This is a genomic window from Echinimonas agarilytica, assembly GCF_023703465.1.
Classification (GTDB): Bacteria; Pseudomonadota; Gammaproteobacteria; order Enterobacterales; family Neiellaceae; genus Echinimonas; species Echinimonas agarilytica.
Genome location: NZ_JAMQGP010000004.1, coordinates 1 through 22485 on the forward strand (window position 1 = coordinate 1; position 22485 = coordinate 22485).

The following is a 22485-nucleotide window of genomic DNA, read 5'->3' on the forward strand; positions in this document are numbered from 1 at the left end:
AGATTGTCTTGCTAAATTGTTAAAGAGCGTCGCTTCGGCGTTGCCGTTGCGGGAGGCGTATAATACGCTTCCGGTGGTTAGTGTCAAGCGATTCAATGAATCTTTTTTGCTAACCGATTTTCTTCACCGCTTCGGACTGAAGCCTTAACTTCTAGCGTTGCCGCCTTGCCCGTTGCTGTGGGGGCGCATTATAGGGAATCTTCTGACACGGTCAAGGGCTTTTTTATGACAAATGTCAGAAAGTTTTCAATCGTTCAATATGTAGCCACAAACGTCGCTAAAATCCGCTGCGACGTAGTCTGCTAATTCGGTTCCATCGGAAGTGAGCTCTTTACCGGTCGAAACGAGTACATTACGCTTAAGGCCCGCATTCATGCCCGCTTTCAAGTCTGATGTTCGATCACCCACTATATAGCTACGGTCAAGGTCGATGGCATGAGCAGATGCTGCATCGAGTAACATTTTAGGCTTTGGTTTGCGGCAATCACAATCAATGGCTAACTGCGGGTTTTGCCCACTCGGGTGGTGTGGACAGTGGTAAACCGCTGTAATATACACTTTAGCGGTCAAAAAACACTCAACCATGTAAGCATTGAGTGTTTGGAACTGTTGTTCAGTGTAATAACCACGCGCAATGCCCGATTGGTTGGTCACCACGACTAATTTAAAGCCTGCGCTCTGAAGCTTTAAACACCCTTCAAGCACCCCCGGAAGAAATTCAAAGTCGTCAATGGTATGCACATAACCGGTGTCTTGGTTAATCACGCCATCTCGATCTAAGAACACTGCAGGTGTCCGCATTAGGTAATGCTCTTCTTATTAATGCCATATTCACGGAGCTTGTTCGCAATGGCGGTATGAGAGACGCCCAATTTACGCGCAAGTTGTCGGGTACTTGGATAAGCCGGATAGAGTCGACGCAACAAATTACTTTCAAAGCGCTTGACTGACTCTTCCAAAGAGCCTTCAAATACCTCGTCGTAATAACCAAAATTACTTGAATATGAAGGTAACTGCAGATCCTCAGCTGACAATTCATTGCCCTCGAGCAACGAAATAGCACGATATAATGCATTTTCCAACTGGCGTACATTACCCGGCCACGGATATTGCATCATGTAATCTCGACACGATTTGCTTACTAATGCTGATGGACGACTGGTTTGAGCACAAAAGCGCTCAATGAAGCGCTCCGCCAAAGGCAAAATATCTGATTTACGCTCTCGCAAGGGTGGCACCACTAAACACAACACATTTAGCCGATAGTAAAGATCTTCGCGGAACTCCGATTTCTGAACCATGTCGGGCAAATCTTTTTGCGTTGCACAAATAACGCGTACGTCCACATTAATCTCTTCTTCTTCACCTACACGCCTAAATGAACCATCTTGCAGAAAACGCAGTAACTTGGCTTGTAATGAAGACGACATCTCGCCAATTTCATCGAGAAACACCGTGCCGCCATTTGCGATTTCAAGCACTCCACGTTGCGCTTCACCTGCGCCTTCAAATGCATTTTCGCCATGGCCAAACATTTCACTTTCTGCCACATTATCCGGCAAAGATGCACAATTTAGCGCGACAAACGGGCCATCCCCTCTGAAGCTAAATTCGTGACATGCTCTGGCAAGTAGTTCTTTACCAGTGCCAGTTTCACCTTGAATTAAAAGTGGAGCATCGAGCTGAGCCATTTTGCGAGACTGAGCCAACACCTGCTTCATTTGCTGACTATTGCCATAAATACGCTCGAAGCCATCACTGCTTTGTTTTTGGTAAGCGTTAACTTGCTCTCCTAAGCGATCTGTCGATTTTAGCAATAGCACTGCGCCAGCAAGAACATTGCCGGGTGACGATGACACGTCTGCGTCAACAAGAATCGGTAAGATGTCGGCTAGGTAGCTGCGCTGGCCCACGGAAACTTTGGTGGCTTGCGGCTCAATTTCTTCATCATCTAGCCATCGCTGAAATGAAAAACCATGCACAAATTGATTAATACTTTGGCCGCGTAATTTGTCTTCATCACCGCGCAATGCTAGTTGAGCGGCTTCATTGAGCCGAACTATACGCCCGCGCATATCAAGTGAAAACACAGGATCAGGAAGCGTACGTAAGATCGTGTTGAGTTCATGGCTGCCTCGCTCTGAGGGCGTGTAAGGCACAGTACGAACATCTTCCACACCGTCGATTCTGCGGATTTCAGGAAGAAGCACCTGCAATTCTGAAAACTCGAGTTCAGGAAAGTTTAAAAAGATATTACGACTTGGATCGGTTTCAATGCCGCGCAGGTTGGTTCCGTGTTTTACCATAATGGTAAGAATTTCTTTCGCAATTCCCATGCGATCTTTGCAAACGACTTCAAGCCTCATAACGACGTAATACCCTTCTGTAATCTATTATTGCCAGAACAAACGGCACTGTAAAACATTTGATACGAAGGCGTGAAAATAGCGACAAAAGGCAGGTTTGTAAAGCTCTGTTTCCAGAGCCAGTACAAAAACATAAAATGGCGAACTGGACTCAGTGTTTATTTAAGCTAATGAAGCAAAAATAAACAACATAACTATTTGAATTAAAATATTTATTTTATTTCTTAGTCAAATTAGTCTTAAACAGTTCGATAACAGTAATACGAAGTTGAGTTGCAATATCCGACATCTTGGGTTGCTGTGAGGCATCGCTGTAAATGCCTGGCCGACACAGCTGCATGCTTTTCAAGCCTAAGCGCGCACTCAACAAGCCAGCACCAAAACCTTGAGCGGCTCTGGCTGATACTTTACCCATCAGATCAGCACCGATACTTTGCATTCCTAAGTCAATTGTCATTTCAGAAACGCCCGCATAGACCAGGTTATACATGACCAAACGTAATAACCTTATGCGCGCAAGAATCCCCAATTCCATACCGTAGCAAGATGCAACTTCTTCAATCATACGAATGTTACGCCAGGCAATGAGCAACATATCAAGCGCTGCCAATGGACTCAATGCAACAAGCGCCGCAGCTTGCGACGACCACTTGGTGACAACTTCTTTGGCTTTTTTGTCGCATTCCACGAGCACTACATCTTGATATAGGCGTAAAACCTCAGCGTCAGTATGCGTGTCATCAATCATACTTTGCCAAAGCAAAGTCGCTTCTTTAACTTGTGGCTGAATTGAACCAGGCAAAATAGATTTGCAATACAATACGATATCATCACATTCCTCGCCTTCAGCGATTTTGCGTGATGTGAGTTGTTGTTTTTCAGTCCGATGCAAAATAGAAAGCTTACGGCTTTCCTGCAGAACTAAAGTCACAATACCGCCCACCACGAGCAAAAATAACAGTCCGTAGAGAGCCGATACGAGTGACTGCTCCTGCCATGCTTGATTCGCAAGTGTCAGACCTTCAATGGTGATTAACAATAACGCAATGGCAGCGGTCAACTTCAGCCACCAACGATGTTTGGCTGGCGGCCTTAATATTTCAGACACCTCTTTTTCTGATGATTCAGACCATTCATCGGTCGCCGCTGATAATTCCACTTCATCCCAGTCATCGGCATCATGCAGCTCTTGATGATGCAAAATTTGAGGTTCTTCATCATCAAAACAAAGCTCTTCCGCAACCGGTTGTTCTTCAGTAACTTCCGGCTTAACTGAATCTTTCGGTTCTAGAAAATCGGGCTCTTCGCCAAACAAAGCCTGTTGTTGATGATGGTCACCGACTTGTTTCATTTCAGTGTATCTCCGAATAAAAACTGCATCGCTTTATCCATGCCTATATGAGGAAGCGCTTCGTATTCGCTGGATCTAGGTTGAGGAGCGAATTCCAAAAATTTAAAACCATGTTGCTGAAAGTATTCAGAATTCGGCAACTTCGCAGGCACTTGCCCGGGAAAAACAGTAATAGATTTGCCGTCGATTAATCGCTGGCCTTTGATTGCTGGAGTCCTTTTCCCTTGATGATTCACATGACCAAAGCGCGTTGTGCGAATTGAAGCCAATGCCTGCGATTGCATTGTCACTTCATGTGATTCTACAAACAGTTGAGCGCCCTTTACTAATTCACCGAGCAAGTTAGTAAGATTTGAGAACTGTTCAACCGTCACATGATCCGCTTTGGTAGCGGCCACTAAAACCCGTTCAATTTTAGGCTTAATGAGCTTGCTTAACCAGCTTTGCTGGCCGTAACGAAAGCTCTCAATCACTTGCGCCAATGCTTGTTGCATCTCGCGAAAGTGTAGTTCGCCCTCATTCAGTGGCGACAAACAATCCACCAAAATCACTTGCTGATCGAAACGACTGAAATGGTCACGATAGAAGCCACCCACCACATTTTTCACATAATAGTTGTACCGAGATTCAAGCAATTGCCAAAGTCGCTTAGCTTCTGGTTCGTCGAGCAACATTTGTTGGGGCAAAGGAAAAAATGCTAACGCGGGAGTACCTTCTAAATCCCCCGGCATTAACATGCGCCCCGGTTGTAGCAAGCTTAATCCAAGATCATTTTTGTAGTGTTTCAGCAACCGAGCATAATCATGAGAAAGCTCATGAATAATTTCATCATCAAGCTCTCGACCACTGAGTTCTAATACGGCCTGACACCATTGTGTGCTACGAGCTTTGCGGGGCTCTCGTTCTAACAAGTGCCACTGTTGCTCACTCCACTGTTGAAAATCGAGCTTCATCATCGGCAAATCTAATAACCATTCGCCGGGGTAATCCACAATATCTAACAACAATCGATTGGAGTCTTTGCCAAACAAACTATCTTTGGATTTTCGATAGTTCACTTGTAAGCGAATTTCGCTGATGCTGCGTGTAGCTTCAGGCCAAGCAGGCGGCTGTTGAGATAGTTTTTTTAAGCCCGACAGGTATCGAAATGCCGCAATATTGAAGTGGGGCTGTTCAACTTGTTTCACAGATAATAATCGACGTTCACGAACCACGTCGAATAGTGGCAAATGTTCAGCATCATTGCCCTGTGTGAGTTGATTAATGAGGGAGGTAATAAATGCCGTTTTACCGCTACGGCTCAAGCCTGTAACGGCAAGTGTTAGATGCCGCTGCTGAGCTCGTTCGATAAAGGTCTGCGCTGACTGAAGAGACTGCTTAGCAGTACCTTTAATTCCCATTGATGTTGATTCCGATTACAACTTATTAATTTCACGTTTCAGGCTAAATGCACTCGACGTGACCTGACCTTCTAATCGACGAAGGCGAACTTCCAATTCGGCGAATCTGTCCTTTATGTCATACAAAGCTTGTCGGGGCAATTCCCCACTTTGCCAAACCTTTGATTTTACGGAAATATGAGGGCTAGGTTTAGGTTCCTCACTGGCAGGCTTTTTATCGAGTAAAAACCAGCCGATTATGTATATGAGTAAGGGTAAGCCAAACACACCGGTAAGAATAATAGCCGACGCTGTCACAACCCGAACCAACCACACCTCAAAACCAAAGAAATCAGCTAAACCTGCACAAACGCCTGCAAATTTGCCATTGTCGCTATCGCGGTAAAGTTTACGTTTGGTCTCACTCATGAGCGCTTCCTCCAATCAGGCGCCTCTGCATCTAAAATCGCTTCAAGCGTTTCGATGCGATCTGCCATTTGTTCAGATTGAGTCGCCAACATCCTTATTTGGCGAAACTCGTCTTCGGTCAATCCCTGAGACACTTGGCGTTTCGCGCGGTAATGCATAATCAGCCATATTGGTGCAACCAATATCAAGAAGATACAGATTGGAGCAATAATAATGCCCGCTAGAGATTCGTAGTCCATCAATCACTCCGCCTTTATCAATTATTCAGTATCTACTGACTTGGGTTTAACTCGCGCCTTAAGCGCTTCGAGCTCGCTATTAATACGCTCTTCTGATTCAAGTTCAGCAAACTCGTCTGCTAGTGTTTTAGTTTCAGTTAAGTCATATGCGTCAACTTTTGATTCTAAATCATCAATTCGACGTTCATATGATTCGAAACGGTTGAGCGTGTCAGACACTTTACTGCTGTCGAGCTGTTGTTTCACTTGTAAACGCGAGGTTGCCGTTTGCGAACGAATAATCATTGCATGCTGGCGAGCCTTGGCATCTTTGAGCTTAGTTTGAAGCTGCTCAAGTTCTTCTTTCAGTTTAGCAAGGTTATCATCAACAACTTCAAGTTCTGAGCCTAAACGATCTGAAGACTCGCTAATTTTTTGTTTTTCATTCAATGCTGCTCGAGCCAAATCTTCTCGGTCTTTTGATAGCGCCAAAGCCGCCTTCTCTTCCCAATCAGACGCGTCTTGTTGTAAACGAGTCACGCGGCGCTCAAGCTCTTTCTTATCGGCAAGCGTACGTGCAGCTGAAGAACGAACTTCTACCAGTGTATCCTCCATCTCTTGAATAATCAGACGAAGCATTTTCTCTGGATCTTCGGCTTTCTCGAGCAGGGAATTGAGATTAGAATTCACAATATCTGCGAAGCGCGAAAAAATACCCATACTATTCTCCTAACATTGGCTTTTAATAATTACTGTTTTCTTGCTTAAACACTATTCAGGAATTAGGCCAACTTTAAAAAACAACTTAAGCCAATGTAAAATATAGGAATTATTATTTTGTGTAAATAGTGTTAATTTCATCAATAGTGAAATAGACTACTATTTAGTAATTCCTACCACATAGCGTGTTCGATAATGCAACCTCAAGCAGATAACCTGATTGGTGAGTCCAATTCATTCGTAAGCGTCCTAGAGCATGTTTCTCAAATTGCTCCGCTGAATAAACCGATTCTGATTATCGGAGAACGTGGCACAGGTAAAGAGCTGATAGCCGAGCGATTGCACTTCTTATCTTCACGTTGGGACCAAGAATACGTCAAGCTCAATTGTGCAGCGCTGAATGAAAGTCTGCTTGAAAGTGAGTTGTTCGGCCATGAGGCAGGTTCGTTTACCGGTTCAGGCAAACGCCGAGCCGGACGCTTTGAAACCGCCGACAAAGGCACACTATTTCTGGATGAGCTCGCCAATACCTCAGGTTTAATCCAAGAAAAGCTATTAAGAGTGATTGAATACGGCGAATTTGAGCGTGTAGGTGGAAGTCAATCCGTTAAAGTCGATGTGCGACTGGTCGCTGCAACCAATGAAGATTTACCCACTCTGGCGGAGCGCAACGAATTTAGAGCCGACTTACTCGACAGGCTCGCGTTCGATGTGATCACCCTTCCTCCGCTCCGAGCCCGAAAAGACGACATTATGTTGCTGGCCGACTCGTTTGCCGTAAAAATGGCCCGCCAATTAGGTCATCCTGTGTTTTCTGGTTTCAGCCAACACGCCTACGAAACATTGATGGATTATGCATGGCCGGGCAATGTGCGGGAGCTGAAGAATGCGGTAGAGCGGAGTATTTACCGCCAGAATGAGCCCGACTTTCCAATCCAGCAAATCATCTTAGACCCTTTTGATTCGCCATGGCGTCCAGATCAAATCACCCGAACACAAGATCGCCAAGGCACAGCCACCGAGTCATCGCTGATCAACACAGGGCCCAGCTACCCATACAGCCTCAAACAGCACCTGCAAGATTATGAAACAGAGTTGCTGAACACGGCCTTGGAACAGCATCAGTTTAATCAAAAGAAAACGGCAGAATCTTTGTCCCTCACTTATCATCAGCTACGGGGAATAATGAAAAAATACAATCTACTAGATGGTACCTCCGCCAGTGAATAGCCCATACGAGGCTTTCGCCTTACGATGGCGGTAGCCGGCATAGCAGAGTCTTACAATGCCGAATGTATGGTTTGCAAAGCACTTCATTGAGGCATAAAACACATAAGCCCCCTTCACAGCTTTTCAACTAAGTCTCTATCTCAAATCTCGCAACACACTAAAAACACGCTGCAAATATGGATAAACATGCCATTCATTCAAATTGATTAAATATTCATCACATTTATTGTTGATGACTTTTGCAAAACAGAAAACGTTTTCATACAAATAATGTAGACACTAAAAGTTTGCAAAGGGACTCGCAAATGACTCGTAAAAAGGGATTTTTTACGTGTATTACTGTGGCTGTTTTATTTCTTAGCGCTCTGAAAGCCTTCGCAGGAACAACAGTATCACCAGTAGTATCAATTTCACCATCAACATCAACGACAGGTCATTTTACAATTTCCTGGAACCCAGGAAAAATCAACGCTCAAACTCCGACCAAAATATGGCTGTTTGAAAGGGTTGGCTCCCAAAGCTCGGAAATGTCGATTACGGGTTCCTCTGCAACTAGAACCAAAACAACTCAGGGCACATGGCACTATAAAATCAAAGCTTGCACGATTTCATATAGCTACGATCGGATTGCAGGACGGGTCATCGAATCTTTAGGTCCATGCCACTACAGTAGCGAGAAAGCCGCAACATACAACTTGCCGACTCCGACTCAACCAAACTCAGTAACACTAGGCGATAGCGAAGGTGCCTACGACACCGATGGACGCATAGATTTAAGTTGGAATACCGTCAGTTACGCCAGTAAGTATGACGTGTTGTATGGAAAAAAGGGTTCGACGAAATCTAAATTAACGCTCACAACAACAGCACGAAGCTTTACCGGCTTGAGTGACAGTACTTGGGAATTTCAAGTTCGTGCATGCAATAAATTCAATGAATGCGGCGCGTATTCAACGCTTAAAAGTAAACCTGTGATGCGCCCAGCAGGGGTTCCACCGTCATTGAAAAGCAGCGAAAGTCCTTCTTATGATGGCACTTATTCGCTGTCGTGGAATTCTTCTAGCAATCGCGTTACTCGCTACGAATGGCGAGAAAAGTTAAGTACACAATCCTCTTGGCCTTCCTTCACGAGCAACGCAACAAATCGCTCTGTGTCTCGAAGTAAATCCAACGGAATTTGGCAATACCAAGTAAGAGCTTGTAATGAGTCGGGGTGCAGTAGTGTTAGCTCCTTGGCCGTCACGGTTAATAAAAACATAGCACCAACGATTAGCCTCTCTGCATCCTCATCTGCAACGGGCGAATTCTCAATTCACTGGACAGGCGGAAAGTGGAAAGGCAACGCGCCGATTGAGGTGTCAATTCAAGAATACCTCGGAGCAGCACTAAACCGCACGCTCCCCTCATCGAAAGCACCTCATGCAATCACAGTCACCCAACAAGGCTCCTACAAATATCGAATAAAAGCATGTCACAAGGTCACGTCTTACGACCGAACCTCTGGTAAAACCTACGAAACCATTGGGGACTGCCAATATTCAAGCTACGGCTCAATCACATATGATCTCCCTGTTCCAGCTAAGGTAAGCAGCCTAACACTAGGCGATAGCGAAGGTGCCTACGACACCGATGGACGCATAGATTTAAGTTGGAATACCGTCAGTTACGCCAGTAAGTATGACGTGTTGTATGGAAAGAAAGGTTCGACGAAATCTAAATTGACGCTCACAACAACAGCACGAAGCTTTACCGGCTTGAGTGACAGTACTTGGGAATTTCAAGTTCGTGCATGCAATAAATTCAATGAATGCGGCGCGTATTCAGCAATAGCTTCCAAACAAGTGCTTCGATTTCCTTCCACTCCTCCCGCATTAACGCTAGATAAAACAAGTTCTTATAATGGATCGTTCAAGCTAACTTGGGGACAATCTTCAAATTCAGTTTCTCATTATGAATGGCGAGAAAAATTAAGCACGCAGACAAGTTGGCCATCATTTACCAGCAACAGTACAAGTCGAACTTTAACTAGAAATAAAGCTAATGGTACTTGGCAATATCAGGTTCGGGCATGTAATACGGTTGGATGTAGTACGGTGGCGTCGACTTCTATAGAGGTGGACAAGGATATCATCCCAACATTGTCAATTGCGTTAACGACTACATCAAGGGGTTCATTTAGTGCAAGCTGGACCGGTGGGAAATGGCAGTCTAGAACACCAACAACAATAGAAATTCAAGAATATGAAGGGGCAGCCCATAAGAGAAGCATTAACGCCTCAACATCACCTAAATCTATTTCACTAAACAACCAAGGTACCTTTAAATATAGAGTAAAAGCGTGCTTTAGCCGGAGTAGTGATGCGCAACCCATTGGTACTGACGATCATTGTACCTATTCAAATTTTGATTCTATTACATACGATCGGCCTGCCCCAGCAAGTGCCCCTTCGGTTTCACTCGATGGTGTTGAAGGGAATTACGATACAAATGGCAACTTGAAACTCAGCTGGACAGCAATTTCATCGGCGACTCACTACCAAATCCGGTCAGGTAAAAAGGGCACCATCAAAACAACCGTTTCCAATAATGCTTTATCCAAAACCTTCTCTGGGCTACTTGATGGTACGTGGGAGTTTGAGGTGAACGCTTGTAATGAATTCAATGAGTGCTCCAATTGGTCAGACATTCAATCTCAAATTATTCGTTTAGCACCTGGTGCAGTTAAAGACTTAACCGTTGATGTAGCCACTTCCTACGATGGAAATTTCATACTCTCATGGGAGCCTCCAGAAGATACCGTAACTGAGTATCAGATCAGAGAAAGTGACGATGGTGGTCAAACATGGCAAGAGTTCAAATCTGTCGGATCCAATCGAGTGATAAGCTACTACAAAGACCTTGATGCAACCTATGTTGTTCAGGTTAGAGCTTGCAACATAACAAGCTGCGGAGATGAGCGCACTATTTCGACGAAGGTTATTCTTGATACTTCCCCAACATTAGCAATAACACCTCAAGAAACAACAGATGGTAAATACTCAGTGAGCTGGGAGCCTGGACGGATTGGCGGAAAAGCCCCCTACTACGTGACTTTGTATGAGCAAGGCTCTCTTGGACAAAAGAAATATAGCGCTCCAAGCCAACCTCTGAATTTGGAAATGGTGGACCAGGGCATCGTAGAATATGAGCTAGAGTCTTGCGCTCAGGTTACTGAGACGAGCTTTGACCGAATCACAGGAGAGCCTTTTGAAACTTACGGTAAAGGTAAATGTTTAAAGTCTGAAGTTAAATTAGTACGTTATGTGTCAAATTTAGATGCCCCTTCGCCAGAAGTGCCCAAACATCCTATGGATGAAGTAGACCCTAATGCGCCCACATTCCACGGTTCGTTATCGGGTCAGTTCAGAGTCAATGAAGCGGGTCATGTGAACTATTCTGTACCAATTGACATTCCAACGGGTATTGCCGGAATTAAACCCGAAGTTAGTTTGTTATACAGCTCCAATAATGGATTAGGTGTGGCCGGCATAGGCTGGTCTTTAGCAGGCCAATCATCAATCAGTCGCTGTAAGACAGTTCCCGAGATTGGGCCAGATCAAGGTAGCTTCTTACCCGTTCGTCTCGATGGAACCGACGCGTTGTGTCTGGATGGTTCACGTTTAATAGAGGTCGATCGCTACGGTGACGAAGTAGAGTTTAGACCCGAATTAAGTCCCAAAGTTAAGGTCATTTCCTCTGGTGAAAACTATCAAGAATTCACAGTTTTTCGTGAGGATGGTTCAACGAGTTACTACGGAAGCTCTCAGGTGTCGACCCTATCTACTATCGATGGTATTCCAGTGAGTTGGTTGATGGATACTACAAAAGACAATATGGGGAACACAATCAACTATATCTATGAAGCTCACAAGGACGATGCTGATGTTGAAGAAGTATTACTCCATAAAATTGAGTATTCAGGAAATACGATTGAATTTATATACGAGAAATCTCCTCATATCAGCCCTATTAAGTATTCTTATGGTAAAAAGTTCCAGCGACACCATCGTCTCTCAGAGATACTCGTTATAAATCATTTAGATGAGCCATTATCAAGTTATTTTTTAGAGTTTGACACATATAGTCAGAATAGAACGAGTGATGTCATAAAATCGATCAGACATTGCAGTGGCTCTCTTAAAGAGCAATGTAAATCACCTTTAATATTCGAAACACCACTAGAGCCTGCATACTTGTTTTCTGACAACCAACGCCTTCAAACCAATGTGGATCGAATTTACAATTTTATTGGTTTAGATATAAATAATGATCATCAGCAAGAGATCATATATCTGGCCAACGCAGACAGTGATTATGTGGGTCTGTGGCTACACGATAATAGCGTCAACCATGGTATGTCAGTTGACGGCAGCTCACACTCATTTAAAGGAGTTCTTAAAGTTGACAATCAAATTTCAGAACACGCAGATATTAAAACACTCCCTTTTACAAGAGCAGATCAGTCCGGAGATGACCTTATATTCAGTTATCAAACTGATGGTCACTATCAAATCCACTATATAGATTTATCCAATGAAAAATTTGAACCCATAGATCTAAACAGCTATTTGGATTGGAATCCAAAAGACATTTATCCATTTGATGTTAATGCAGACGGTTTAGTTGACTTGATGATATCTTCCAATTCAGGAGATACATATCAACTAATCAACCAAGGGTTGCAAAAGTCCGAAATAAAACTAGGACTAAACTCATTTAGTTCTCCAGAATTATTATCAGGAAAAATGCTTATCCCTGATCAATATTCGGCTGCAGATTTCAATGGCGATGGAATAATGGACCGATTGGCCTATCAAGTTGACTGCAACTCTGATTATTCATCTAGTCTTGATCCTAGTGGAGGGGATGGCTATGGATATGTCGTTTCGGTAAACAGTAAACCTGAATTTGGGCATATTAACTTAGGAAAACTATCTTACTCTTCTTTTTCTGAAGAATTATTTGTTCTTCATCGTTATTCAGGCACGTCAGATCGAGATTTTTGTAAAGAAGATTTTAAATTAGAAGATTTCCAAAATGACTTCATGTATGCAGATGTCAATGGCGATGGGTTATCCGATATAATAAAAAACCTTCGTTCTGGAACGCCCCAAATTTGGTTTTCTACAGGAGTTGGATTTACCACACCTCAACACCATAGTTTGGAAGAGGATTATCTAATAAATTATGCTGAACAATTACTAGATGTTAATAGTGATGGAGTTTTAGATTTTGTCTACATTCACTCTAATCGAGACAACTTGTCGAATTATGATATAGATACATCAAGTCATAATTATATTGCATTCAGAAAAATGGAAGGAGACACGCTCAGCGAATATCAACTTTTAGATGATGAAAACATTATTAGTGATACAGTCCCAATGAGCCGTTTCATGGATTTAAATGGTGACGGTGCTATCGATAGAGTTGCCGCGAAAAACAACTCCTTTGTGATTGAGTACGGCACTAGCAGACCAGAAGAGCGTCAGAGGATGATCACTGCCATTGAAGATGGTTTTGGGAACAGAACAGAAATTGAGTATTCCAATCTCAACGATAGTAATTGGTCTGGTTACAAAACAGACAACCTAGGCCATAAGCTTAATTATCACCGCGAATTCCCCGTGTTTGATATCAACGGCCCTATGCCAGTTGTTTCAAAAGTTACCTCTGACGCTCCGAGTACAAATAACCCTGATAGTTCGCTGTCGGTTCGATATCAATACGAAAACTTGCGCATGCAATCGGGCGGACGAGGAGCTCTTGGTTTTGAAAAGCTCACGACCATTGATGAATCAACAGGCGTAAGAACGACAACCACCTACGCTCAAGAATTTCCGTTCATTGGCATGCCCATTTCTACCGAAAAGCACTATTTGGGAGATTTATTACAGCGATCTAACAACGAGCTAAATTCACTCGAATTAGATGAAAAAGGTGTGATTCAGTTTCCATACATCGAAATCAGCGAAGAATTTAATTATCGATTTGATCAAAACGACGGTGAATTAGGAGCATTAAACGCTTCAACTCAAGTCGTTAACTCAATGAGTTACATGTTAGCTTCATCTGGAACCGTCAGTTATCCCCTTCTGGAAGAAAGTACAAGCAACACAACCAACATGATTACAGGAGAAATCAATATAATTAAAACCCAAAATGAATACCAGTTTGAACAACCAACACGTTGGTGGATCAATAGACTCAGTCGAACAGAAGTAGTCCACGACAATGGAATTGAAATGGTTACTCGAACAACTGAATTTGAATATGACCACGCACATGGCATGTTGGATCGAGAAATAGTTGCGCCTGGAGATGAAACTCATCAGCTGACTCGTTTTTATAGCTACGATGCCCTAGGCAACAAGGTCGCAACCATATCTTGTTCTTATGATATTGAATCGTGCACCGTTGATGGCAATTTACCACCGCACAATGCCACTGCTGCAGTGTTACGTAAATCCATCGTGACCTTTGATGCAGAGGGACGCTATCCCATTTCTGTCTCAAACGGTCAATTTAACACTCAAACGATTTTGGAGCGAAATAAGTGGGGGCAGCCGACTAAAATCCGCTCAATGGATGGTCTAATCACCCAACAATATTACACTTCTTTTGGAGTTCCATTTTTCACAGAAACACCTAGCCTAGGTCAATTTACCTTAAGTTATATAGAGCTATGCAATGAGAGTTGCCCTACTGGTGCAGTAACTTATAGATCGGAACAAAAAGCAGGCGGAAGTGAAGTTGTAGCGTACTTTGATCAACTAGGTCGAAAGATCGCAGAAAGTAAACAGGGCCCTTTTGATAAGCAATGGATGTTGATTGAATACGATAGTAAAGGGCGTATTTTACGCGAATCGACTCCGCACTTTTCCGGAGATCCAGTGTATTGGACGACTTATGATTATGAGCCCACCTTTGGTGAAGCTTATCGGGTCACATCCCCTGCATCTATTGCTACAGGTGATCAACTAATTGTTGAAACGTCAAGACGAGGAGAAGACGTATTCTCGACTAGCAAATCAAATAACTCTGAACAGACCACCCGACGCAACTATAACTTAGCCGGCAAAGTACTCGAGGTTGAAGACTCAGTTGGGAGCATAACTGAATTTACCTACGATGCAGTTGGCAACCTTGTTCAAGTGGAGAATGATGACGGTGGAATTATTAAGACCGTCTTTAGTCCATATGGCATGAAGCAATCAATGAGCGATCCAGATAAAGGCGAATGGTCATATCAACATAATGCGCTGGGTGACCTAGTAACGCAAACCAGCCCCGCAAATGAGGTAACTACAATACATAGAGACAGCTTGGGGCGCACCATTAAGCGAATCGTCAACCGAAACAGTAGTTTGTTAGAACAATCGGTTTGGAACTACAGTGACGATAAGCCCCACCGGCTTGATTTCGAAACCAATGGAAGTGCCACAAAAAAATTCACTTACGATGCTCTAGGCAGACTAAACAACATCTTTTACTCAATCGATGACCAATTCTTTTCTGAAACCATGACCTACGATCAGTATGGTCGATTATTTCAAACCTTCGATGCCAGCGGAGACTTTCATGGCATCCAAAACGTTTACCAACATGGTCATCTTATCGCTCAAAAGGAAGCCCGAGATACAGATGGTATCGTCTATTTTCAGGTGCTCGATACCGATGCATGGGGCAACGTGACTAAATCTCGCCAAGGAAATGGTCTGGTCACTCACCATAGTTTTGATCCAGCCACAGGCCGTTTAACCGGCTCTCAAGTTGGCTCAGGAAATGTGTTGTCAACTCTGTATGGTTTTGATGCGCGTGGAAATTTAAAGAGCAGAGAAGAACTAGGAACAAGCTATGGGTTAAATGTTACCGAAGATGTCGTTGAGAACTTTCACTACGACTCCCTGAATAGGTTAAAAGACGTCTTTCGCAACGGCTTACCAACTCAACAAATAACATACATGGCAAATGGTAATATTTTAACTAAGTCAGACGTAGAGCAAGACGCACAATATCAATATGGTACAAAAGCAAGTTCTTGCGCTCGAGCAGCAGGTCTGCATGCGGTGACTGAGATTGGTACTCAAAACTTCTGTTACGATGTCAAAGGAAACCAAACTCACGCATACATGGATGGCAACTTAACTAGAGAAGTGACATATAGCCATTTTGACAAAGCGAAGGTAATCACTTCACATCAAGGTGAACAGACGGGCACGACTCAATTTTGGTACGATGCCAATCGAAAGCGATATAAGCGACACGACAAACTAGATGCAGGATCTAGCCGCACCACCTACTATGTGGGTAACGTAGAAGTCATCATCATAGCCGATGAAGATATGGTTGAGTATAAACGCTATTTAGGCGGTCAAGCTATTCACACTATTCGTAGCAACGGCTCTAGAGATACCGTATATCTTCACAAAGATCACCTAGGGTCTATCAGCGCGATGACCAACTCAATTGGCCAAGTAAAACAACGCATGAGTTTTGATGCTTTTGGCCAACGTAGAACTCCTTTGAGCGGGTCTCCAGTGCAGCAATATTATGACGAGCTTAGCCTAGAGAACGTATTAAATATAACCACTCGAGGCTTTACCGGCCATGAACAAGTTGATCATGCCAACATTATCCATATGAATGGTCGGATCTACGATCCAACATTGGGCAGGTTCTTGCAGGCTGATCCGTTTATTCAGGCACCGAAGAATTCGCAGAATTTTAATCGTTATTCTTATGTGTTGAATAATCCGCTGAGCTATACCGATCCGAGTGGTTTTTTCTTCGATAAGCTTTTCAAAAAAATCAACCGCGCTCTTGGCGATTTTGCTCCGTTTGTTTCTATTGCAATTGGAATTATCGCTGGACCTTGGGCTGCTCAAGCTTGGCACAATGCTGCGTTGGTCGGGTTTGCTGCTGGTGGTGTAGCTACTGGTAGTTTGAGAGGTGCACTGGTTGGTGCATTTAGTGCGGCAGCGTTTTACGGGATAGGTCAACATTTCGAAGGGATAAAAGCAGACAATGTAGCTGGTAAAGTGGCAAATACTCTCGAAAATGGCTTAACCTCGGCTCAGTTCGCTGGAAAAATTGCCGCACATGCTGCGGTTGGAGGAATAGCGTCTGATCTCAATGGAGGGAAGTTTGGCCACGGATTTTGGGCTGCAGGAGTAACTCAAGCATTGGGTTCTCATATTGATGGTGTTGATAGTGGCTCTAGCTTTAGCGTTGCAAGAGTTGTGGTAGCGGCTGTGGTAGGCGGGACTGTATCGAAGTTGACAGGTGGTAAGTTTGCAAATGGGGCTGTTACAGGGGCTTTCGCACGTGCGTTCAACGACGAACTTCACAAAGAGTTGCCTGAAGACATGTCAAGTGCGGATCGCGAAGTAATTGCAGAGGAGCTGTTTGACGATGCAGGCAATAGAGCACGGCAACTGCAAACCTGGATTAAAAGCGGGGATTGGGAGAGTGTTAAAGACGCTTACCCATCGCTAGCAAACGAAAGAGGTATTTCATTGGAAATCGGAGCAAGAAGTTACGTTGATGAATTTCGGCGTATTCAAGCACTAAATGTCGATTTAGTTGTGTCAAAAAATACATATAGACATGCTGAAAATATAGTTGCACATGGAGCATCTGCAGCAATCAATCCAAACAAATTGAGCATAATTCAATCAATAGCAACATTTTTTGCTCCCACTCCCCCGCCTGCAATGCGGCATACATTTGTATATGGAAGAGAAACAGTCGATGTTAGATTTACTAAAAGGTAGTTTGGTTTCAATCACGATGCTTGCTTGTACATCATGTAGTGCTAGCAGTACTGAATGCGCTAATGTGCTCTCTTTTTTGCAACAAAACAGTGATGTTCCTCATGAGCTAGTACGAGTCAAGCGTAAGGAGTTGCTCAGTGGATTTTACGAGAGGTTTGGCTCACCATTAGAGCTTGTAAAAAATTTTGATAGCCCTGATTTTCAGTTGGTTATAGATGATATGGAACAGCAATATTTGTATTTACTGCTGGCCGAATCTATTGACTATGGCTTTTTTAATGCAGCATTGGCGATCATGAATAAGGTTGACAATTTGTTAGAACCTCCTTTGGGAGTCAATTCGGTTTTTTTTAGCATTACCATATCAAAAAATGAAGAGGCTCTTATGCTGATTGAAAGTAACTATGGCGATAATTATAAGGAATACTTAGATAAATCTTATTGGCATATAAATAACTGTAAAGGACAGCTTGCTAAGTAGTTAGTCGATGAGCTAACTAATAAATATATTTCGTTGCTTAGTTTGTAGTGGTCAACTTAAATTGGCCACTACAAGGGTATCAATAAGGCTCTAGGGAAGTTTGCTCCGTTCGTTGCCGCTGCTCTGATGTTTATTCCGGGTGTTGGGCAATGGGCTGCGGCCAGTATGTGTGTAGTGGTACACTGAATTTGGCCACCTGATTAGAGGTGATATGCTCACCTCGTAAGCAAAACAGGTGAACCATGGCGAACCCATCATGGATCGGAAAACAATGCGCCAAGCGGTATTTGAATACATTGAAGTTGATTACAACAAAACGAGAAGGCATAGTGCGAATGGCTATCTCAGCCCAGAAGCATTTGAACTAAAGAGCATTGCTTAGTGCCGTGTCTAGTTTTAGTACTAGGGATCATAACGGTGACCTAACTCCGAATGAGTCAGAGCGACTTTACTCGCTTGAATACAAAACCGTGGCCAATTTAAGTTGACCACTACAATATGACTACAATAGTGAAATAAAGCATATTGGCCCTGAAATACCAACGGGAATAAAGAGTTGGAGGTTTACAGGGCAATCAACGGGCTTTTCACCTATTGATATACGAGGGTGTATAATCTCATGTGAGGGGTACGGAGCTGGAGTATTCGGAAATGGTGAATAGAGTGAAAGTTAGAAATCAATCAATTATATTTTTGCTTGTAGTTTTTATAACTTTCGGCTTGGTTAAAGGAGTAAACTTAGTCACGTTGGAATACATGAACTCGAATAGTGAATATAAAAAAACTCATGAATCCAAGTTCGAAAAAGGCTATTTAACAGAAAAAGAATCTGGAGAATTAAAAGGCCTTGAACAAGCCTATATCAACGACTCAAAGGCTAGAGCAGAACGACAAAATATATTTTACGGAACATTGCTTGTTGGAATGAGTATTTTTTTATTACTTAGTTTTTTTTTAAGTAAAGTTCTTCTAATAAAAGGAAGCACGTTAATAGTTACATCAACTGTTTTGGTTACAGCTTTTTTTGCAAGTAGCCTGTGGCAAAGCCTCTTTTGGGGAATGTTTTTTTATGCTGGAGTTTGGCTAGGTCAACGTGGGAAAAAACTAGATCCATCTTGAGTTGCCCGAAGGTTTGGCTTCTTTGGGAGCAAAGAAACGAAAGCCTTTGGGAACAAAATGAGTCAGAGCAGTTTAAAATTGATTTTAAACTGCCAACTTGATTAGTTATTCGAATATTTGACTTAAAGTTTTATTATTAAATTAAATGCCCCTTTTCAGGGGCGTTTTTGTGTATACGCAAACTGTAGTGGACATTTTAAATAACCAACTATAAGTATTTTTAATGGTTTCATGTATTTTAGTTGTTAGTATGTAATTAAAATAAAAGTCTCTTAAGGAAAAGAAATCTGTGTCAGTTATTCGTCAAGTTTACATTCGAAATTTTAGAGGTATAGAGTCACTTTTTTGGAACCCACATCCAGGTTTAAATTGTTTAATTGGGCCTGGTGATTCTGGTAAGTCAACCATACTTGATGCAATTGATTTGTGTTTGGGCGCTAGGCGTAATTTTTCATTTACTGATGCAGACTCTGGAGTAACAGCTATTATAATAATCGGTAATGGCTGGGCTCTGAGCAACTCTAACGCATTTGGAGCAATAACCAGTGCAGGTGCTTTTTACAAACATGTCATGGCGTGTGGAAGTAACCCAGACATAATTAGGCAGTGCTCAGGACAATGAAAATTCTAATTGTTGGACTAATTTGTTTTTTTGTATGCTGGCCTTGTACCGTTTTAGGCCAGCTTCTTGCTGTGGCTCAAGTTGGGCAGGTAATTGAGTGGAACGGCTTCCCTGTTTTAATTATGAAAGATGAGAGTGAGCACGTTTCAGAGCTCTCGGATGACAAACCCCTCAAACCTTAGCGGCTTTAAAGTGCTGGTTTTGGTTTCTCCGTATACTGGATGCAGAGTAACACCTATTGATAAAGGCTTTGTTGATCCTTGTTCTGGAGAATTTTTTAACGATTTTGGGCATACTCCTCAAACCGATAAGTTTTTACCATCACTTAACCACCGGGTTAAAGGGGCTGAGTTAGAAATTATACTCTCGGACTTAAAACTAGAACTTGTAGAAAATTGTGAACAAATTAAAGATTGGCAAGGAATAAAGGACATTGCATATCGTTCCAACGAGAACGAGTTGATATATGTTTTGTCCTGTGGAGATATAATATGGGGAATAAGTAGCGAAGTTGGCTTTACAATTACCCATCTGCTGTCGGGAATGGGGAGTTTAGATTTAATAAGTAAATCCGGCTCAAAAAATGTTGATTTAAATACTTTAAGCCACAATGGCGAAACACCACTTTCCATAGCTGTAAAAATGAAAAAAAAAGTCTCTATTGATTATCTTATTGAGCACGGAGCTGTTACGTCTGAAATATGTAATTCAGATTTTTGCTCCCCTAGCTTTGAAGAATTGATTGATCAGTTCTATCCAGAGTATGAAATAGAAGATTAATAGCTATAAAAATAATCAATCCATCCAGAAAATATAAATAGATTTGGGGCTTAGTTAACTATCTTATGTATACCTTCCTTTATCAAGAATCGCTTAGTTAACCAGTGAGAAGCATTAATAGAGATAGTAAGATAATTCTTTTTTCAGTAACTCCCGACTGGAAGATGAGAAACCAAAGAGGTTAAAAAATTGGTCGTATTGATTTGCCCTGGTTCTTCACCAGAACTGCGGAAATCCATTTCAGCAGATCTGGCTGCGGGGTTTCTATTGAGCGGAACAGCCTTGCTAAGGGAGCGGAATTTGCAACTATATATTCCGTTTTTATATGGGGGAGTCAATTTTGGCAGTCTGGCTAGAGGCTCGGAGGGTGGTATGTCTCGATGTCTTTGGCTCTGTCGAACTCTGAGTCCAAACCAAATGACTCTGACCCCTTTGATGTGTACTGAATAATCCGTTGAGCTATACCGATCCGAGTGGGTATTTTTTTGATAAATTGTTTAAGGGTATCAATAAGGCTCTAGGGAAGTTTGCTCCGTTCGTTGCCGCTGCTCTGATGTTTATTCCGGGTGTTGGGCAATGGGCTGCGGCCAGTATGTGGAACGCTGCTGCTGTTGGCTTTGTGTCAGGCGGTATTGCTACTGGAAGTCTCAAAGGCGCCTTAATAGGAGCGTTTACTGGTGCTGCTTTCCACCAAATTGGAAGCCACTTTAATAACTTGCATGGCGATAATCTAAGAGCCGCTATAGGAGGTTCTTCGGATAAGTTGTACAACTTTGGTGGCAACTTACTGACATCAGGACAGGTTGCCGGACAAATAGCCAGTCACGCCGTTGTTGGCGGTGTCATATCTACTTTGAGTGGCGGTAAGTTTGCTAACGGAGCATTCAGTGCCGCATTTGCCGCAGCACTCAGAGCTAATTGGGGAGGTAATAAATTAAGTGATGGTCAGGCTAAAGGTGAATTAACAGAACAAGAAACTGTAGCTCTTGATAAAGACTTGGTTGATTTAAATAAAAAAATTCGATCACTGAAGTCATTTGCCAATAAAGCAGATGCTCTAAAGTGGGCGCATAAAAATATTCATTCATTATCAGTTAATCATGATGTGGAAATTGGCGTCAACATATTTGATGATATAGGGAATGTGAGACTAGGAAATGCAGTTACAGACTATTATCGTCATGAAATAAGTGCTGCTACGTTGTTAACTTCATCAATTAAAGGATGGGAGAAAGGATGGGTTGCAAGTTGGCATTCTCATGCTGCTGGAGAAAGTGGTGGTTTTAGTTATCCTGATCATGAACTTTACAGTTCATGGTCACAAAGTAATCCAAATCTGACTTTCCATATGTCTAGAATCAACTTAAATGGTAGTAATCAGTTAGATACCTATATAGGGGAATACTATGTTCAACGTTTCTAATTGCTATTTATCAATATGCATGGCTATTTTAGTCTCAGGTTCGGTGAAAGCTGAATCGTTAAAAAATGTTTTAGCGCCAGTTATCGCTATTGAAGAGAAAGAGTTGCATGATAATGATAAAAAAGTAGTTATTTTAGAGGGCTATTTATTCAAAGATAGAGAGGTTTATTTATTTCCAGACTCAGACGCTTTAAACAAGTTTTCGTCTTCTAAACGCGTAACATTAAAAATTGCACTTTTATCTGAAATTTCGGAATTTCACGGGTGTTTTGTAAGTGTTCTCGGAAAGTTAAAGGTGGTAACAGGGAAGGAAGTGCGTTACATCTTAGAAAATGTAGAATCCATAAAAAGAACTGGGCTATTTTATGACATGGCTAAGAGTAGTGATTCGGCAATTCCTCCAAAATGCTATTTACGAGCAATTACGGAAGTGATGCGGAATAATAATTAAGCCAAGCCAACGAAAGCCAGCGGAAGCTGGTTTTCTTTTATCTGGCGTTTAGCGCTTCGTGCTTCGCTTCCTTTGGGTTGGTGCCAAAGCTGGCAGTCGCT

General features: G+C 42.6%; 15 protein-coding genes and 1 pseudogene. 9 read left to right on the forward strand and 7 right to left on the reverse strand.

Annotation, left to right across the window (positions count from 1 at the left end; genetic code table 11):
* Positions 1 to 246: 246 nt before the first annotated feature.
* From gmhB to pspA, 7 genes are all read right to left on the reverse strand, one after another.
* The gene (gene gmhB, locus NAF29_RS10080) at positions 247 to 801 is read right to left on the reverse strand and encodes a D-glycero-beta-D-manno-heptose 1,7-bisphosphate 7-phosphatase (RefSeq protein ID WP_251261441.1); all 555 of its coding nucleotides are present in this window, start codon (positions 799 to 801) and stop codon (positions 247 to 249) included.
* Entirely contained in the window at positions 801 to 2366 is a 1566-nt protein-coding gene (gene tyrR, locus NAF29_RS10085) for a transcriptional regulator TyrR (RefSeq protein ID WP_251261442.1), read from the reverse strand. Before tyrR ends, gmhB begins: the two co-directional genes overlap by 1 nt.
* A 217-nt stretch (positions 2367 to 2583) precedes the next feature.
* The gene (locus NAF29_RS10090; protein WP_251261443.1) at positions 2584 to 3717 is read right to left on the reverse strand and encodes a TIGR01620 family protein; all 1134 of its coding nucleotides are present in this window, start codon (positions 3715 to 3717) and stop codon (positions 2584 to 2586) included.
* Positions 3714 to 5117: a YcjX family GTP-binding protein gene (locus NAF29_RS10095; protein ID WP_251261444.1), complete on the reverse strand. Its 1404-nt coding sequence runs from the start codon at positions 5115 to 5117 to the stop codon at positions 3714 to 3716. Before NAF29_RS10095 ends, NAF29_RS10090 begins: the two co-directional genes overlap by 4 nt.
* Positions 5118 to 5132: 15 nt before the next feature.
* Positions 5133 to 5525 (reverse strand): envelope stress response membrane protein PspC, encoded by a 393-nt coding sequence (pspC, locus tag NAF29_RS10100; RefSeq protein WP_251261445.1) that lies wholly within the window; start codon positions 5523 to 5525, stop codon positions 5133 to 5135.
* Complete coding sequence (gene pspB, locus NAF29_RS10105; protein ID WP_251261446.1) at positions 5522 to 5764, reverse strand: envelope stress response membrane protein PspB; 243 nt, start codon at positions 5762 to 5764, stop codon at positions 5522 to 5524. The genes pspC and pspB overlap by 4 nt, the downstream gene beginning before the upstream one ends.
* Positions 5765 to 5785: 21 nt before the next feature.
* Positions 5786 to 6463 (reverse strand): phage shock protein PspA, encoded by a 678-nt coding sequence (pspA, locus tag NAF29_RS10110; protein ID WP_251261447.1) that lies wholly within the window; start codon positions 6461 to 6463, stop codon positions 5786 to 5788.
* A gap of 195 nt (positions 6464 to 6658) precedes the next feature.
* On the opposite strand from pspA, the gene pspF reads away from it, so the two are divergent.
* The 9 genes and pseudogenes from pspF (at position 6659) to NAF29_RS10150 (ending at position 22384) form a co-directional block, all read left to right on the forward strand.
* Positions 6659 to 7693 (forward strand): phage shock protein operon transcriptional activator, encoded by a 1035-nt coding sequence (gene pspF / locus NAF29_RS10115; RefSeq protein ID WP_251261448.1) that lies wholly within the window; start codon positions 6659 to 6661, stop codon positions 7691 to 7693.
* Between the two features lie 1232 nt (positions 7694 to 8925).
* Complete coding sequence (locus NAF29_RS10120; RefSeq protein WP_251261449.1) at positions 8926 to 17508, forward strand: RHS repeat-associated core domain-containing protein; 8583 nt, start codon at positions 8926 to 8928, stop codon at positions 17506 to 17508.
* The gene (locus NAF29_RS10125; protein ID WP_251261450.1) at positions 17486 to 17989 is read left to right on the forward strand and encodes a hypothetical protein; all 504 of its coding nucleotides are present in this window, start codon (positions 17486 to 17488) and stop codon (positions 17987 to 17989) included. The genes NAF29_RS10120 and NAF29_RS10125 overlap by 23 nt, the downstream gene beginning before the upstream one ends.
* A 247-nt stretch (positions 17990 to 18236) precedes the next feature.
* Positions 18237 to 18371 (forward strand): annotated as a pseudogene (locus tag NAF29_RS10130) (IS3 family transposase); the annotation flags it as partial.
* A 281-nt stretch (positions 18372 to 18652) separates the two neighbouring features.
* Entirely contained in the window at positions 18653 to 19108 is a 456-nt protein-coding gene (locus NAF29_RS10135; protein WP_251261451.1) for a hypothetical protein, read from the forward strand.
* A 289-nt stretch (positions 19109 to 19397) separates the two neighbouring features.
* Complete coding sequence (locus NAF29_RS18495) at positions 19398 to 19730, forward strand: AAA family ATPase (RefSeq protein ID WP_432763235.1); 333 nt, start codon at positions 19398 to 19400, stop codon at positions 19728 to 19730.
* A gap of 159 nt (positions 19731 to 19889) precedes the next feature.
* Positions 19890 to 20510 carry an ankyrin repeat domain-containing protein gene (locus NAF29_RS10140; protein ID WP_251261452.1) on the forward strand — a complete coding sequence of 207 codons (621 nt, stop codon included), beginning with the start codon at positions 19890 to 19892 and terminating at the stop codon, positions 20508 to 20510.
* A gap of 454 nt (positions 20511 to 20964) precedes the next feature.
* Entirely contained in the window at positions 20965 to 21933 is a 969-nt protein-coding gene (locus NAF29_RS10145; protein WP_251261453.1) for a hypothetical protein, read from the forward strand.
* Complete coding sequence (locus NAF29_RS10150) at positions 21917 to 22384, forward strand: hypothetical protein (RefSeq protein ID WP_251261454.1); 468 nt, start codon at positions 21917 to 21919, stop codon at positions 22382 to 22384. Before NAF29_RS10145 ends, NAF29_RS10150 begins: the two co-directional genes overlap by 17 nt.
* Positions 22385 to 22485 lie beyond the last annotated feature (101 nt).